A 16,546-nucleotide genomic window follows, 5' to 3' on the forward strand; every position below is an offset into this window, starting at 1 on the left:
GCCGCCTGCACCCTCAGGGCCGCACCTGACCGGTACCGCGGACGCGGTAGTTGAAGGAGGTCAGCTGCTCGACGCCGACCGGACCGCGCGCATGCATCTTTCCGGTGGCAATCCCGATCTCCCCGCCCATGCCGAACTCGCCGCCATCGGCAAACTGGGTGGAGGCATTGTGGAGCAGGATCGCCGAATCGATCTCGGTGAAGAAGCGGGCGACGGCTGCCTCGTCTTCCGCAATGATCGCCTCCGTATGCGCCGACGACCAGCGCGAGATATGGGCGATGGCCCCGGAAATCCCATCGACCAGAGCTACGGCGATGATCGCATCGAGATATTCGGTCGCCCAGTCCTCCTCGGTTGCGGCGATGAGGCCGGGCACGATCGTCCGCACATCCGCGTCCGCCCGCACCTCGCAGCCTGCGCCGATCAGCGCGGCCACGAGCGGGGGCACCAGCCGCTCGGCATCGGTGCGGTCGATCAGCAGCGTTTCGGCCGAGCCGCAAATGCCCGTGCGCCGCATCTTGGCGTTGACGACGATCTTGAGGGCCATGTCGAGATCGGCGGACGCATCGACATAGACATGGCAGAGCCCTTCGAGATGGGCGAAGACCGGCACGCGCGCTTCGGCCTGGACGCGGGCAACCAGGCTCTTGCCGCCGCGCGGCACGATGACATCCACCGCGCCGTTGAGGCCGCTCAGCATGGCGCCGACAGCGCCGCGATCGGCCACCGGCACAATCTGGATGGCATGGTCCGGCAGACCTGCGGCCTGCAGGCCTTCGACCAGGCAGGCGTGGATGGCGCGAGACGAATTAAGACTGTCCGAGCCGCCGCGCAAAATTACGGCATTGCCGGCCTTGAGGCAGAGCGCCCCGGCATCGGCGGTGACATTGGGACGGCTTTCATAGATGACGCCGATGACGCCGAGCGGCGTGCGGACCCGCTCGATCTTCAGCCCGTTGGGACGGTCCCAGGCGGCGATCACGGTTCCGACCGGATCCGGCAGGCCGGCAATCTCCTCGATCGCCCGCGCCATATCGGCAATGCGCGCTTCGGTCAGCGTCAGGCGGTCGAGAAAGGCGCTGGCGACGCCGGTCTCCCGTGCGGCCTCGAGATCGAGTGCATTGGCGGTCAGGATCTCGGCCTTGCGGCTGCGGATCGCGGCGGCCATGGAAAGCAGCGCCATTTCCTTCTGCTCCGGTGCGGCGATGGCGAGCGGCCGGGCCGCGTCACGCGCCTGGCGGCCGATTGCGGCCATCAAGTCCTGGATTTCCCGCTTGCGCGCATCCTCAAGCATGGGCGTCGCTCCTCTCCGTCTGCTGAAGCGTCGTGGCCTCGCCGCCGGCCGCGCCCCCGGTCATCACCATATCGTCGCGATGCACCATGGCCGCCCGTCCGGCATAGCCGAGGATCGCGGCGATTTCCGCCGATTTGCGGCCGGCGATCTGGCGTGCCTCATCCGCATCGTAGCCGGCAAGGCCACGGGCGATCTCGCGCCCGGCCGCACCCAGGATCGCGATCGTATCGCCGCGGCTGAACGAGCCCGTCACCTCGCGCACGCCGGCCGGCAGCAGGCTCTTGCCGGAGCGCAGGGCCGTTTCCGCCCCGGCATCGATCCGCACGCTGCCGGCCGGCAGAAGCTGTCCGGCGATCCAGGTCTTGCGGGCCGTGACCGGCATGGCCGAAGGCGCGAACCAGGAGAACCGCGCCCCCTCGCCGATCGCCTTCAGGGGATGCAGACGCTTGCCCGACGCGATGATCATGGCGCAACCGGCGCCGGTGGCGATCTTGCCGGCATCGATCTTGGTGCGCATGCCGCCGCGCGACAGTTCGGAGGCCGCTCCGCCCGCCATGGCCTCGATCTCCGGAGTGATCGCCGGAATGGTCGGCAGGAACTGCGCTTGGGGGTCGAGATGCGGCGGCGCGGTGTAGAGTCCGTCGATATCGGACAGGAGAACGAGCAGATCGGCCCCGGTCATCGTGGCGACGCGGGCCGCCAGCCTATCATTGTCGCCATAGCGGATTTCGCTCGTCGCGACCGTATCGTTTTCGTTGATGATCGGGACGGCGCCCATCTTCAGAAGCTGGCTGATCGTGGCGCGCGCATTCAGATAGCGGCGCCGCTCCTCCGTATCGCCGAGCGTCAGCAGGATCTGGCCGGCGACGATGCCATCTCGCGAAAGGCTTTCCGACCAGGCGCGCGCGAGCGCGATCTGGCCGACGGCCGCCGCCGCCTGGCTTTCCTCGAGCTTCAACGCACCGGAGGCAAGGTTCAGCACCGTCCGCCCGAGCGCGATGGCGCCGGAGGAAACGACGAGAACCTCGACACCGGCGGCCTTGAGCGCCGCGATATCGGCCGAGACGGCATCGAGCCAGTCTGCCTTGAGGCCCGCAGCGCGATCGACCAGCAGGGCCGAGCCGATCTTGACGACGACGCGCTTGTGCTTGTCCAGCGCCTTCAGGCCGCGGCCGGTGCTCATTGCGCCTCGTCTCCCTCCGCGCGGGCGGCGACGATGATGTCGCGCAGCGCTCTCAGAACCTCGGTCATGCCCGTGCCGACGACGGCGGAGATGGCAAGCGGCGTGCTGCCGCTGGCCTTGCCAAGCGCCTTCAACTTGGCCTTCAGCTCGTCCGGATCGAGCGTATCGATCTGCGAGAGCGCCACGATCTCGGTCTTGTCGAGAAGCTCGCCGCCATAGGCCTCGAGCTCGGTCTTGACCGTGCGGTAGGCCTTGGCGACATCCTCTTCCTGGGCGGACACCAGATGCAGCAGCACGCGCGTGCGCTCGACATGGCCCAGGAACCGGTCGCCGAGCCCCGTGCCTTCATGCGCGCCTTCGATGAGGCCCGGAATATCGGCCAGGATGAACTCCCGCCCGTCGATGGTGGCGACGCCGAGATTGGGGTGCAGCGTGGTGAAAGGATAGTTGGCGATCTTCGGCCGGGCGCGGGTGCAGGTGGCGAGGAAGGTCGACTTGCCGGCATTGGGCAGACCGACCAGGCCGGCATCGGCGATCAGCTTCAGCCGCAGCCAGATGGTCTTCTCCTCGCCTTCGAGGCCCGGATTGGCCCAGGTCGGCGCCTGGTTGGTCGAGGATTTGAAATGGGCATTGCCGAAGCCGCCATTGCCGCCGGCCGCCAGGCGGAAACGCTGGCCCTCGGCGATCATGTCGATGATCAGCGTCTCCTGGTCTTCCTCGAAGATCTGCGTGCCGACCGGCACCTTCAACGTCACATCGCCGCCGCCGGCGCCGGTGCGGTTGCGCCCCATGCCGTGAATGCCCGTGCCGGCCTTGAAATGCTGCTGGAAGCGGAAATCGATCAGCGTGTTCAGCCCGTTGACCGCCTCGACCCAGACATCGCCGCCGCGGCCGCCATCGCCGCCGTCCGGCCCGCCGAACTCGATGAACTTCTCGCGCCGGAAGGACACCGCGCCGGCACCCCCGTCGCCGGAGCGGATATAGACCTTGGCCTCATCGAGAAATTTCATCGTCCTGCCGTCTGTGTTGATCGCCTTTTGGGGGTGAGCGTCTTCGATATAGGCGCCGCCCGGCAAGGTCAAAGCAATTGATCGCCCGCCGCGCCCGAAGGCCGGCGGCATGAAGACCCGGCGACAGGCGCCGCCGGGTTGCAAGCTGTCATGGCGCCGGGTCCAGCCGGGTTTCGAGATGGGTCACCATCTGCCCCCGCGCCCGGGAATAGACATCCGTGCAGCCGGTGACCGCGAAGCCGAGCCGGGCCTGCAGCGCCAACGAGGCGGCATTGTCGGCAAAGACGCCGGAATGCACCGTGATCCCCGGCAGCGCGGCGCGGAAGGCGGCCAGAGCGGCCGCCACCGCCTCGCCGCCCAGACCCTTCCCCCACTGCGCCTGGTCGAGCCAGTAGCCGAGGTGATGGCGGCCGTGGCTGAGCTCCAGATGCACGCAGCCGACATAGTCGCCCGCTTGCGTCACCGCAAAGGCCCAGCCGCGCTGCTGCCGGAGCGTCGCCAGCCAGTCGCGGGCGTCCGCGACATGAAAAGGCAGCGGCACGCGCGTCAGCATGCGCGCCACCGCATACGCCCCGAGCGCCTTGGCGATCGCCTCGGCATCGCCGGCGCGGTGGGGACGCAGCAGGAGCCGCGCGGTGCGCAGCACCGGGCAGGGCCCGAGGCCGGCGGAGGGCGCCGCACCGGCCGAGGGCGCCTGCCCCGCGACCGGCAGGACCGGGCTTTCGCCGCGCGAAAGAAGATCGAGGCTCATCGCCGCCCTCCCCAGCTGCGCAGCGAGATCCAGGTCTTGCGGTCGAGATGAAAATGCTCGACCGGAACCATGCCGCCGAGCGCCAGGCAATCGACAAGCCCGGAGCCACGCAGCTGGAAGCCGCACTTCTGCAGGACCCGGCGCGAGGCGGCATTGACCACCCGGCAGCGCGCATCGATGCGCTCGATGTCGCGCGTGCGGAAGGCCATGTCGATCAGCGTCTGCGCGGCTTCCGTCGCATAGCCCTGGTTCCAGTGCGGCTCGCCCAGCCAATAGCCGAGCTCGACGGCCGCGCTGTCGGCGCCGGCCTCCACGCCGCAGCATCCAAGAAAGGCACCCGTCTCCGCTTTCGTGATCGCGTAGACGCACTTGCCAATCGTGCCTTCGGCCGTGCGTCGCACGAAGGCGGCGGCATCGGCCGCCGTATAGGGATGCGGCATGCGCGACACCATGGTCGCGACATTGGCATTGTTGGCAAGATGGGCAAGGGCGTCGACGTCGTCGATGTGAGGCGCGCGCAGAACGAGGCGCGAGGAAAGCAGGATGGGGCAATCGCTCCGCCGGCTTTCGGCACTCGCCCTGTCCAAACTTTGGGGCCCGGTTTGCCGGGGCATCGGGGGCAACGGCATCGGCCGCTGCGGCCTCTGCCGCTCGTGGAAAGACCGGGTCTGGTCTTCCCGCATCAAGTCGCTTTGCATCGTCGGATCCTTTCAAGATGCGAAAAAGGGGAGGTGGGTCTCGCCCCATCTCCCCTTGTCGATCCTGGCCCTTGGGCCTGATCCTGGCAAAACGCTGTGCGCCGGCCGGGTCGATGAGACGCCGGCTGTTTTAGAGCGCTACCGGCTTATTCCGCTGCTTCGGCTTTCGGAAGAACGGACACGAACACGCGGCCATTGGCCTTCGTGCGGAAGTCCACATTGCCTGCCGTCAGTGCGAAGATCGTGTGGTCGCGGCCGAGGCCGACATTGGCGCCCGGATGCCACTTCGTCCCGCGCTGGCGCAGGATGATGTTGCCTGGAATGACGGCTTCGCCGCCGAACTTCTTCACGCCGAGGCGCTTGGATTCAGAATCGCGACCGTTGCGCGACGAACCGCCGGCTTTCTTATGTGCCATGGGTACTCTCCTTTAGTTCGATCGGTCTTACTTGGCTTCGGATGCGGCGGACTTGCCGGCGCCGACGATGTCCAGGATGCGGACGGTCGTCTGGTGCTGGCGATGGCCGCGCGAGCGCTTGGAGTTCTGGCGGCGACGCTTCTTGAAGGAGATGACCTTCTTGGCGCGGCCCTGGCCGACAACCTCGGCGCTGACCGAAGCGCCTGCCACGAAGGGGGCGCCGATCGATGCATCGGCACCAACGCCGACCATGAGGATTTCGGTGAATTCGATCTTGTCGCCTTCAACGCCATCGAGCTTCTCGATGGTGATGACGTCGTTGGCGGCGACGCGGTACTGCTTACCGCCGGTCTTGATGACTGCGAACATGTCTTGTCCTTGTCTGTTCGGTCCGGCTCTGGCCCGCCGCAGGATTGATCCAGCAGATGGTCCGGCCGTCTTTTTGTCAGTCGGGGTGGCGGGCAAGCCCGCCGGCGAAGGCGCGCACGAGGCGCAGGCGCGGCGCAGACAGAAGAGCCCCGCACCTTTCCAGTCGCGCCCGTTACGCGAGCCTGGCGCGCCTGTCAAGATCAGCGCCCCGTTTTGCCGCCGGGATCGGCCGATTTCCGCCAAATCTCCCCTTGCCATCCCCGCCCTCTGCCGCTATGAACCCCTCGCGCTCAACAGGCGCCAACCAGCCCCGCGGAGAGGTGGCAGAGTGGTTGAATGCACCGCACTCGAAATGCGGCATGGGTGCAAGCCCATCGGGGGTTCGAATCCCCCCCTCTCCGCCAGGTTGTATCCACTCTCCGCCAGTTACCTGTAAAGCCCTGGATTTCCTCGCAAAACCTCTGCTCGTCAGCGGCCTTTGAGGAGCCGAAATCATGCGGGTATCGCGTCCGGTACACCTTACGGTACACGTTGGGGTATCGCCCGAGGCGTCGAATCAGGCTGAAGCTGCCACGCAGAAGCGCGCCAGGGGACCGGGCGCCTATCTTGCGAAATCAGGGTCCGTTTACATCTTTCAAATTAAGCTCCCGAAGACGAGCGGCGGCACGCGTGCCCTCCCGCCCTTGCGGCTCAGCCTTGGCGCCTGTTCCCACAGACGCGCGCGGCTGCTGGCCGACCTTCTGGCGGCGAAGGCCAGAGTGATGTTCGATGCGATGAGGCACGGCGAAGGCATGCAGGACGAGGACGAGGACAGCGCGCTGCGGGCGCTCGAAGCGGTCATGGAGATGAAGGGCGAGCTCAAGGCCTATCTCCGGATGATCGATCACTCGGACGCGCCGATCCCCGTCGAGGAGATGCAGAAGACCGCAGGCATCCGTGACCTCGTCGGCCTCAATCGCGAACTGGAGCGCCAGGCCCGCGGCGAGCCCTTCAACGAACTGATCGTCGGTCATGCGGACATGCTGAGGCAGTCCGCGATCGCGAAACTGTCTGCGTCGTCGGTGCTCTCCGAGCCAGCACCGCTGCAGGTTCCGAACGCAACGTCTGTAACAGTGGCACCCCCGGTATCGCGCGCCGATGTCCTTCATCGCGATTCGGCCGCTGAAGCACAGTCCCACGATGAGGAAATGCCTCGTGATGCCCAGGGCAAACTGATCCCTGCCTTCGAGCTGGATCGGCGGACGGTCCGGCGGCTGAAGTCCGTGCAACCGAAACTGAGCGACGTCATCCCGACCTACATCGCCGGACGCCGTCTCTCGGGCGGCGCCAATATCGCCCGCGACCTTGCCACGGCACAGAGCCGCCTCGCGCTGTTCATCGAACTGATCGGAGATCATCCCGTCGACACCTATGTTCCCGCCGACCTGCAGGCCTTCGTCAACCACATGCAGTATTGGCCGGGAGACAACAATCAACGCGACCCGGACCTGACGCCCTGGCAGGTCATCGAGGACAACAGGGATCTTCACCTCAAACCCCTGGCCAGGAAAACGCTGGACGAGGGCTACCTCGCCGTGGTCAAGGCCGCGATCCGTTCAGCCATCACCGCAGGCGGCTTCAGCGACCCCTTCGCGGGCGCGAAGATCAAGATTCCGAAGACGGCAGCAAGCCCTCGCAAGGCAACCCCGATCGGCACGACGAAGATGAACGGCCTGTTCCGTGCAGGCATCGAGTCTGGACTGATGGAAGACATCATGCTGCCGCTGCTTGGCCATCTCACCTCCCGACGCCTGGGCCTTCTGATCCATCTGCGCGGCACGGATATTCGAGAGCAGTATCCGGATGTCTGGGTCGGGCAGGTGACGCGCCTGTCGAACGTCAACGGCACATGGACCACAATCCCCGTAAAGACGGAGGACAGCGAACGATATTTCGTCCTCCACGATTTCCTGAAGAAGATCGGCTTCATCGACTGGGCGGTCGGCCAGGGATCGAACTTCCTGTTCCCGAACATCATGAATCTGAAGGACCCGAGCAAGAGCGGCTCGTCCTACATGCAGCGGCTGTTTGCGAAGGCGGGCATCAAGCCGAGGTCGGGTGAGGAGAGCAACGGGCGGCGTGAGGTCTTCCACTCTCTTCGCAGCGGCAACATCCAGGACATGCGTGAGTCGGGCGTTGATCCGCGCGAACGCCGTGTCCAGGCCGGACACAGTGCAGGCGTTGACGAGCACGACCTCTACGGGTTCGACGTCGCGACCGAGAAGGAGGCACGCAAGCTCAAAGCCCTGTCTCTCGATCCGGAGATTGACTACTCATTGTTCGAGGGATTGGATTTCGACGCGATCGCCAAGCGCAAACGGAAGGCAGGGCCGGCGAAGCGGAAATGATTTCCGCTTCTGACAATTATGAGAGGATCTTGCGGTCCGAAAGCTCCGCGCCATTAGCGGAAATTACCTTCGTGTTAATCAAATGACCCCAATGCCGCGACTTAAGAGCGGCGAAATTTTCCTTCAATCGAGCTTCTAGACGCTTGAGCGATCTATTCTAAACAGATACTCGGTATCAAGTGGAGCGCAGGTGCGCCTCATTCTGCAATGAATGCGCGAGCATCGGAAGTGTGCTGAGTTGCGTATTGAATTCGAAGTAGGCGGCCGGAACGAGACGAGTTCGAGGTGAAGTAGAATGAGTTCCGGAAGGCTTACTCCATCAACTGAAATTGTGCTTCAGCTTCTGGCCGAGACCACGGGTGGCCTAACTGCGAGCGCTTTTTCCGGCTTTGGTAATCTTTTCCGTGACCGGCCGATAGCGCGATGGGTTGTCGGCATTCTATCAGGCCTTTGGCTAGTATTTGCATTGGTGACAGGAGTGTACGTTAAGGCAGGACCGATAATGTTCATCGGCCGCCCGATGAATTTTGAGACTATTCTGCCGCTGCTTCTTTTCCCTTCCGTCGTCGCCATTTTTTTGTTGCTAGCGGTTCTTGCATCCCTTGAAAAAGTGAAGGACGGAGAAATAAAACTGGAAAGACTTCTACGTGAATCACGGGAAGCCAGTCAAAACTTTCAAGACATCGGGCCATTGGAAGAACAGAAAGCGAAGGTATTCGACATTCTTGATGTAATCCAAAGCAATTTAGACCAACTAATCGATTACTATATAATCAACAAAGCGCAAGCAACCACCAGCTTTCGCTCAAGTATAATCGCCATCAGCATCGGTTTCGCAACCATTATAATTGGGGTCTGGCTTGCCTACGCCCAAGCGGGCGACAACACCGCCGCTTACATCAGCGTGCTTGCCGGGATCGTACTGCAATTTATCGGTGGTGCGTTCTTCTTTCTGTACTCCAAGAGCCTCATTCAGCTGAATTTCTTCTTTGCCCGCTTGGCACTGATGCAAGATACTATGCTTGGCATACGTTTAGCAGATTCCATCCCAGAGGGGAAAGATAAACACCAGATTCTTGAAAGGCTAATTTTCGCGATTGTCCAACGCAACGCCATTGCGCCCGATTATCTGAGTGCCGACAAGCCTAGAGCTCCGCGGACGCCACGCACTAACAAAGCCAAACCTACTGCACAGGTGGCTGAATAGTGGCAGCTATTGGAAACTTTTGACGTTCCTCATCCATTTGCTGATTTGGAGCATATCCACTCTATTCGGGGTTATATCCGCAGGATCGGAAGTAGTTTTGGCATTCTTGCGGCTCGAACAGGGTGATGATCTGGCCGACGGTGTCCCAGAGTGCCTCGATCGTCCGCTCGGCCTTGGCGCGCAAGACGGCCTTGAGCTTGGCAAAGGCCTTCTCGATGGGGTTGAAGTCCGGGCTGTAGGGCGGGAGGGAGAGGAACCGGCATCCGGCACCTTCGATCATCTGTCGCACGCCTTGCGCCTTGTGTGCAGGAAGATTGTCCATGATGACGATGTCCCCTTCAGCCAGGGTCGGCAGGAGAACCTGCTCGACATAGGCCTGGAACGCGACGCCATTCATCGCACCGTCCAAGACCATCGGGGCGGTCATGCCCGACAGCCTCAGCGCTTCTGTGAATGTCGTCGTTTTCCAGTGTCGATGCGGGATCGGGGAGCAACATCGCGGCTGCGCAAGGCGCGCGCCCGCGCAGCCGCGACATCTTCGTGCTCAGACCTGTTTCATCGATGAAGACGAGGCGTGCCGGATTGAGATCGAGCTGGCCGTCGAACCAGTCCTGGCGACGCTTCAGGAGATCGGGACGCTCCTGCTCCAGTGCATGTGCGGTCATTTTTTGAATGTCCAGCCGCGTTTTCGCAGCCAGACGTCGAGTGCGCTGCGGCCGATCGTCAAGGCTCTCTCCTCACGCAGCCGCACAACCATCTCGTTCAGCGTGATGTCCTTTTTCTCCTCAATCATGCCGACGATGAAGTCCGCATGCGCATCCAGGTGCGAGCCGACCGGGCGTCCTTGCCTGGCCGGGCTCAACTGTCCTTGTCGTGCACTGGCAATCCAGGCAATCGCGGTCGAGATGCCAATTCCAAATCGGGCGGCAGCCGACCGCGCCGACATACCATCCCGCGATGCCGCCAGAACACGGCTACGAAGATCATCACTGAAAGCCCGGCTCATAGTGCCTCCGACCAAATTACCAGTCGGAGCCAGGGAATCAGGATTTGCCTTCCAGGGAATCCTCAACGCGATTCCGAGTTCACAGGACGTGCTCTAGGTGACTTCGGAGGCATTGATGGTAAAGCGAAACGCGAGAAGGTAGCTCGCGATCCTTCTGCCTGGAGTTAACTTCTATGCCCGCTCCCGGCCCAAAAGCGGCCGCATCCAGCGCGCTTCTTTCTGGAAAGCCCGGAAGCTCTGAAGTCGCCATCGCTCTGTTTGTCGGTGCGCAAGTGTTCAAAACTTCGATTCCTCGGCAAACGGCGTTTCACGAAGTAATGGGGGGAGAACATTCAATGTAGCAGAAAAAGCAAACGGCGTTTGAACGGAACCATGCCATTGAGGCGCCAAGGACGATGTGGCGTCTTGCGCACAGAAGCGCATGGGCGCTTGGCCTGACGAGGTTCAGCCCTCGGCCTCGGATCCGTCCGGCGGCCCGTCCGGGAAGAGAAGATGAACCTTGCGCCGGAACGGAGGCTCGCCCGTCCTGTACTTGGCAATGAGGTCATCCAGAACCTCCTCGCACAGCCTCTCATCAAAACCCTGCTCGACCAGCATCCCCACGGTGCGGTCCCTGTACTTGTCGAGCATGCCTGGCTTCTCGTTGGTCGCGGCCACGCGGATCGTCCAGAAGAGCACACTTCGCGCGACGTCATCCCGGCCGGGCCGCTTTGCAGCCAGGTTTCGACGCCGCGCTTCCTGCTGCCGCGTCCGCTGCTTTGCAAGCCGTTGTTCATCCGATTGTCGCGCCATGCCACCTCCGATCTGTTCTTCACTCATCATGCTGCGTGAGGCCGCCCAGCGACGCAACCGCCTCCTCCTTAGAATCGGAATATTCAAATTCTGAATCGCTCGCATCGGGTTCTGAATCGAACGAGCGCAACTTGTCTCAAAGTGCGGGCACTTCAGGATCCATTGAAGCACGTTACCGGGCCAGAGCTGCAAACGGCGCTTGCCAATGAATCAGATGTGCAGACTTTAGAATCGGCTGCCGTCAGGTCGGAATCAAATGAGCGCAACTTGTTTTGATGTGCGGGCACATCAGAAGGACGTGCCCACACTTCGAGAGATCTCATGGTCGGTGATCATCGCTAAGGACTGAACATCCAGCCTGCCATCTAGGCACCTCTTCCTCGTCGCGAGGCAGGCGTTCACCCCGCTCCCGGTGCGCGACCTCAACCCCGATCATGCCGAGATCCGCACGGCTGCCGTCTGGGCAATCGGCTCATTCGACGCCGGCTTCTACGAGTCGTCCCTGTGACATCACCCCAGCCTGATCGAGAATGCGTGCGACGTCGGGCCCATCCAGCGCCTGAGCTTCAATGAGCGCTTCAACCAGGGTGTCGAAGCCTTTGCGGTTGTCTGTGATCAACCGCGCCGCCCTTTCTTCGGCGCGTTCGAGATGACCATGCACTCGTGCTGCCAAGACAGGATCTGCATCCAGAACGGCCGCTGGCCTTGGGTGCGGGCGATAAAGCAGGGGATGTTTTTGGCCGAGGCCAAGCGTGCGCTCGAGTGCAAAGGCGATCGCGGTTGCACGAGCAAGATCGCTATCATCGCTTCCACCGGCGCCAGTGCCTGGTTCGACAAAGACAAGGGTTTCCGCAGCGCGACCGGCGAGCAGCATTGTCATCATGTCCACGAACCAATCGCGGCGCATGACGTGCTGCCTGTCGAAGGCGAGTGACCCATAGCCACCACCGGACTCGTCGTCGATCGTGACACCTTTGATGGGCCCGAGACCAAGCATGTAGTGCACGAGCAGATGTCCTGCTTCATGTACGGCCGTCGCCCTCAGGCGTTCAGGCGAAAGCTGCGGTCGATGATGGCGGATCCCGGCTTCAAGATCAGCCAGCGCAAGCGGACGCCGTTGCCGCCGCGCGGCTGCTTTCGCCTCCTTGACGATCCTTTGGATATCGGCGCCCGTCAGGCCGAGCGCGCGGGCAGCCAGCCGCTTGAGGACGGCGTTGGTTTCCTGGTTCTGCACCGTCGCGCTCATGACTGCACTCCCTGCCCATGACATGCGACGTCCGCTTCTGCTGCTTCCGACGAAGAACCGACCGACGAGATCGAAGCGTGCTCCCCCGTTGCCTGAACGGAACGCAGATGCTCAACATCAGGCCCAAGTTGGAATGCAAGGATGTCGGCGAGCGCCGGAATGTCCGGGCGCGGGATCTCGATGTGGGTTTCGAGGCGTCCCGAGCGGCGCAGAGCCTCGTCGATCTCGCTGGGGCGGTTCGTGGCGCCGACCACGATGACGCCTTCTGCCTTCATCGCGCCGTCGAGCAATTCGAGCGCTTTGTTGACGACCGCATTCCACCAGTCGGCGTGGTCGCGTTCGGCGGGCTGTCGCTTGCCGATCCCGTCGATCTCATCGACGAAGAGAATGGCCGGCGCACGGTCACGCGCTTCCGCAAAAGTCAGCGTCATCTTCCGGAGCACGTCGTTGAGGTAACCGCCCTCAAGCCATGTCGAGACCGACGTCACGACGAGCGGGATCTGCAGGCTGTTACAAAGGGCGCGGGCGAACGTGGTCTTGCCCGTTCCAGGCGGCCCGGAGAGCAAGAGCCGCGTGCTCATGTCAGTCCAGGGAAGGCGGTCGGAGCGGTAGTCGACGAGATCCGCCTTCAGCTCGAGCGCCCAGTCCCTCGCCTTTCCGTAGCCTGACAAAGTCTCGACCTGCAGACGCCCGCCGACGCTTCGCGTGTCGCCGGGCTCGACCGGCTCCGGCTGGACGACCTCCGCACCACTTGAGACCTCGCGCTTGCCACGCCCCGACGTCTGCCGGGCAGGATCAACGACAACCAGCCGCCTCTCCTCCTTGGACTTTTGATCCTTCTTCGATGTCGAGTTGCCAGGCTGCTTCCTGGCAGCTGCCGCCGACGCGCTCTGTTCCGGCGCCAGCGCTCCATCGGTCGCGCTGGTTCCGGCATCACCGTCCCCGTCTTCGTCGTCAACAGCGCCGTTCTCGATCGCATCCTGCCTGTTTGCGGCCGCAAGCGTAGCGAGGATCCTGAGAGCCTCACTGGGCTGCCGGCCCGGACGGAGCGCCAGGATCAGGTCGTCCATGCTAAGCCACCGCGGCCGAAGGCTTTCGATGAGAGCGTTGAGGTCAGCCAGAACGGAAGCGCCGTAGATGATCTCGATGATAGCCGCGATCAGCGCTTTGTCGAACTTGACGACCGTCAGGCACAGGTCGGCCGTCACCCTGACGTCGTCGGGGATCTGATGCGGATCGTCCGCCGTGATCAGGACCGGCAGATCGAACGCTGCCGCTCGAACGAGGCGCCGCCGCACCGAATGACCAACCAGGCTGGACACATGTTGTCCCTCAAGATGAAAGACCGGCCGGCGCTGATCTTCCTTCTCGAAGCGCAAGTCATCGTCGAAGAACGGTGCCCCACCGGCAATGAAAGAAATCAGCTCACCCGGAAGCAGCCTCGTCGCCGTCAACAGCCGGGCGATAGCCGTCTCGACCCCGGTGACCTCGGACTGCACGGTCACGAAGCTCGTACGGCTTGACGCGAGATCGACCAGCTCGGCAAAAGATCGTCCGGAAGCCATAAGCGCTTTTGCCAACACGACCGCGGCGATCAGATGTCCGGACATCGGCGGCGGACCTGCATTTGCGACAAGACGGATCGCATAAGCACGGCGCTCCTCATCAGCCACTGCCCAACGCGCGTCTTCGAGCTTGCGCGCCAGCAGCCGTCTGAAGCGCTCTGGCACGGGCGGACGGACGTCGACAGAACCGACGTCCGCGGCAAAGACATTCTTGGCCTCGTTCACGCTCTTCGGCGGCTCGACCAGCAGGCTCGCAAAATGACGACGGATCCAAATGAGGTCTTGGGCCATATTGCCCGACAGTTGGCTCGTATCGAACAGCGGACTGTAGCGCCTGATGATTGCGCCATCCCATTCCACCAGCTTGAGTTCGAGCAGGCCGTTGAGCAAAGCGTTGCGCAGTGTCTGGCGATCGGCGTCCTGGCGCAGACGGTGGACGAGAAGACGCGTCAACTTATCCATGCAACATCTCCTCGTTTGCGGAAATTGTTTCCGGGCCGACGTCTGACTTCGCCTCGACGGCAACAGGCCGGCGCGGCCGCTTGCGCCCATGTGGTCGCACTGCTTGAGGCGAAGGTGCGCTCAGCCTCTCCACGATGCGATCCCTTGGTGTCTTGCGCGCACCAGAGACTGATGACTCGCTCGAGTCCGAGGTGGCCTTGGTAGTCAGGATCCATGCTGACGCGCCAGTGCGACGCCCGTCCAACCAGGACAGCACCAGACGGCAAGCCGGATTGCCACGATCGGTTTGGGCCTGCAGCCGCGAGGTGACGACGTCCGGAACCGTGCCGGTGAGACCCTTTCTATGTCGGACATGGGCAAGTGCGAGCCCGATTAGGATTGCGGGATCATCGAGAAGCGGATCGGCGCGGCCGGATCCGGGATAATGCAGGATGGAGCCATGCGTTCGATGGCAGGGGACGGACTGTGCGATCGAGGACGACGCGATCGCTTCGCAACGGATGTGATTTGGCGCATTCGGGTTGATGTCGGAGGACATGGGTGCTCCTTGGCCGAACCGTCATCGGTCCAGCGCGCATGAGAACAGGGGGATGGAGAAGCCGCAGCCTGGGAACCGGATGCTGTGCGGCGATCGCGCCCGACGTCCGGCGGCTGACGCCCGGCGCATGGCGGCAAACGTCAGATCCGGGGTTCAAGCGATCAGGCAGCAGGCATCAGAGGCAGTCGGCCTAGGATCGAGGCTCGATCAGTGCGACCGACGTCGGGCAAAGCCCACGCGCACGAAGACGGGCGCAGGCTCGTCATCGTCGCAGGCTCCGTCGGACGCGTCGTTGGATCCCGGTTCGTCGTGATCGGCATCATCGTCCCAGGCGCGCGCAGCCCGGTCTTCCTTGAAGGACCAGCTCGGGCCATTGAGATTGATCCGCGATCGGGTCAGTGCCGTCACTTCGGACGTCACCGTTGCTGGAACCTCCATCGGCAGCCTGTCGAGGCCAAGTGCCTTCAGCGCCTCCGCTTCGAGAAGCTGCTGGACCCGCTCACCGAACCGTCGGCGCAGTTCCGCCATGCAGGCCGCGACACCATCGATCTCCAGGAGGTCGTCGATCTCCGACAGGGCCCAGACTCCGGTGGCATGATCACTCGGACGGCTGGCGCCATCGACGATCGCCACTTCCACCGCATCGACCATCAGGCGCTTCTGCGTCTTGTAGAGCCAGTCCGGCAGGACCATGGCCGCGGCCATCATCTTGACCTTCAACTCCTCGAGCCGGCTCGTGTCGCCATAGGACGCAAGCGAGCGCTTGAGGTCGAGGATGTAGGCGGTGTGCCGGGCGCGGTTCACCACGATCAGGTCCGGCGTATAGCTGCCCTTGGCCGGTGCCTCGCAATCGAGCTTCACGCCTTCGAGGCTGGTCCAGTCATTGCCGGAGACGGCCTCCATGGCCGCCTTCACCAGCGGCAGCTTCAGCGACTGGGTCAGGACCAGCACATTGGGATTGGCTTTCGCCAGCCGCTCGACCGCCTGCTCCAGGAGCTTGCCTTCGCGGAACGACACGGCCCGGACCAGCGATGCGATTTGGACGTAGTGGCCGAGGATCGCATCCTCGGTCGGCTCGCCTTCGGCAATGGCGGCGATGGCGCGATCGATCAGCAGATCGAGGTCAGTCTCGGCGTCAGCGAAGCGCACGAGATGCGGATGACGGCGCAACACCGCGGGCTGATGGACCGACGCCGCCGTCGACGGCGCATGGCGGCCGAGGCCGAGCGGGCGCGGGCGGGAGAGGCCGGCCGCTGCCACGGCATCCTGGGCGCGGTTGGCATCAGAACGGAGAACTTCCCGATGGGGGACAGAAACGGTATTCGTGCTCATAGCCCGATTCCTTCTTGAACAAGGTTGACGGTCAGGCCCATGTCGATGTTAGCGCATCGGCGTGGGCCGTCTTGTTCCGGCCATCCGGAACGCCCTCAACCTGGCAGGACCCGAGATCGGGCTCAAGGACCCGGACCGCAAAAAGAGAACGAAGCCGGTACAAGGTTAATGGCGGGCTCACGAGCGTAGGGGACCGATCGCGCGTTCCGATCCAACAAGCCTCCCGATCCTGATGTCGTGACTGTCGAGCGCTGGTTGCGGCGCGCATGAGAAAGGGCCGACTAGCGGCC

At 63.3% G+C, this 16,546-nt stretch carries 14 protein-coding genes, 1 tRNA gene and 1 pseudogene; 3 read left to right on the top strand and 13 right to left on the bottom strand.

The genetic code is table 11. The features are described 5' to 3' along the window. Positions 1-13: 13 nt before the first annotated feature. The 7 genes from U8330_RS17940 to rplU form a co-directional block, all read right to left on the bottom strand. A complete protein-coding gene (locus U8330_RS17940) occupies positions 14-1,294 on the bottom strand; it encodes a glutamate-5-semialdehyde dehydrogenase (RefSeq protein WP_323106600.1) in 1,281 nt (426 codons plus the stop codon). Then, positions 1,287-2,477, bottom strand: a complete 1,191-nt coding sequence (gene proB / locus U8330_RS17945) for a glutamate 5-kinase (RefSeq protein ID WP_323106601.1) — start codon at positions 2,475-2,477, stop codon at positions 1,287-1,289. Before proB ends, U8330_RS17940 begins: the two co-directional genes overlap by 8 nt. Beyond that, positions 2,474-3,487 (bottom strand): GTPase ObgE, encoded by a 1,014-nt coding sequence (obgE, locus tag U8330_RS17950; protein ID WP_323106602.1) that lies wholly within the window; start codon positions 3,485-3,487, stop codon positions 2,474-2,476. The genes proB and obgE overlap by 4 nt, the downstream gene beginning before the upstream one ends. Before the next feature lie 148 nt (positions 3,488-3,635). Beyond that, on the bottom strand, positions 3,636-4,238 hold the full coding sequence (locus U8330_RS17955; RefSeq protein ID WP_323106604.1) for a GNAT family N-acetyltransferase: 603 nt from the start codon (positions 4,236-4,238) through the stop codon (positions 3,636-3,638). After that, a complete protein-coding gene (locus tag U8330_RS17960) occupies positions 4,235-4,852 on the bottom strand; it encodes a GNAT family N-acetyltransferase (RefSeq protein ID WP_416236938.1) in 618 nt (205 codons plus the stop codon). The genes U8330_RS17955 and U8330_RS17960 overlap by 4 nt, the downstream gene beginning before the upstream one ends. A 230-nt stretch (positions 4,853-5,082) precedes the next feature. Beyond that, on the bottom strand, positions 5,083-5,352 hold the full coding sequence (gene rpmA / locus U8330_RS17965; RefSeq protein WP_323106606.1) for a 50S ribosomal protein L27: 270 nt from the start codon (positions 5,350-5,352) through the stop codon (positions 5,083-5,085). A gap of 27 nt (positions 5,353-5,379) precedes the next feature. After that, positions 5,380-5,721, bottom strand: a complete 342-nt coding sequence (gene rplU, locus U8330_RS17970) for a 50S ribosomal protein L21 (protein WP_323106607.1) — start codon at positions 5,719-5,721, stop codon at positions 5,380-5,382. 314 nt (positions 5,722-6,035) lie between these two features. Here rplU and U8330_RS17975 point away from each other — a divergent pair. From U8330_RS17975 to U8330_RS17985, 3 genes are all read left to right on the top strand, one after another. Next, positions 6,036-6,125, top strand: a tRNA-Ser gene (locus tag U8330_RS17975). Positions 6,126-6,215: 90 nt separating this feature from the next. Continuing rightward, on the top strand, positions 6,216-8,108 hold the full coding sequence (locus tag U8330_RS17980) for a hypothetical protein (protein ID WP_323106608.1): 1,893 nt from the start codon (positions 6,216-6,218) through the stop codon (positions 8,106-8,108). Between the two features lie 295 nt (positions 8,109-8,403). Then, the gene (locus U8330_RS17985; RefSeq protein WP_323106609.1) at positions 8,404-9,315 is read left to right on the top strand and encodes a TRADD-N-associated membrane domain-containing protein; all 912 of its coding nucleotides are present in this window, start codon (positions 8,404-8,406) and stop codon (positions 9,313-9,315) included. Positions 9,316-9,376: 61 nt separating this feature from the next. On the opposite strand, the pseudogene U8330_RS17990 reads toward U8330_RS17985, so the two are convergent. The 6 genes and pseudogenes from U8330_RS17990 to U8330_RS18015 all read right to left on the bottom strand — a co-directional run bounded on the left by U8330_RS17990 (position 9,377) and on the right by U8330_RS18015 (position 16,256). Then, positions 9,377-10,321, bottom strand: a pseudogene (locus tag U8330_RS17990) (IS630 family transposase). A 444-nt stretch (positions 10,322-10,765) separates the two neighbouring features. Beyond that, positions 10,766-11,143, bottom strand: coding sequence for a hypothetical protein (locus U8330_RS17995; protein ID WP_323106610.1), 378 nt, complete (start codon positions 11,141-11,143; stop codon positions 10,766-10,768). 442 nt (positions 11,144-11,585) lie between these two features. Next, a complete protein-coding gene (locus U8330_RS18000; RefSeq protein ID WP_323106611.1) occupies positions 11,586-12,359 on the bottom strand; it encodes an ATP-dependent Zn protease in 774 nt (257 codons plus the stop codon). Then, positions 12,356-14,386 (bottom strand): ATP-binding protein, encoded by a 2,031-nt coding sequence (locus U8330_RS18005; protein ID WP_323106612.1) that lies wholly within the window; start codon positions 14,384-14,386, stop codon positions 12,356-12,358. The genes U8330_RS18000 and U8330_RS18005 overlap by 4 nt, the downstream gene beginning before the upstream one ends. Then, on the bottom strand, positions 14,379-14,924 hold the full coding sequence (locus U8330_RS18010; RefSeq protein ID WP_323106613.1) for a hypothetical protein: 546 nt from the start codon (positions 14,922-14,924) through the stop codon (positions 14,379-14,381). The genes U8330_RS18005 and U8330_RS18010 overlap by 8 nt, the downstream gene beginning before the upstream one ends. A 207-nt stretch (positions 14,925-15,131) precedes the next feature. Next, positions 15,132-16,256, bottom strand: coding sequence for a hypothetical protein (locus U8330_RS18015; RefSeq protein WP_323106614.1), 1,125 nt, complete (start codon positions 16,254-16,256; stop codon positions 15,132-15,134). Positions 16,257-16,546 lie beyond the last annotated feature (290 nt).

This window comes from Rhizobium sp. CC-YZS058 (assembly GCF_034720595.1).
In the GTDB taxonomy this organism is placed as follows: Bacteria; Pseudomonadota; Alphaproteobacteria; order Rhizobiales; family Rhizobiaceae; genus Ferranicluibacter.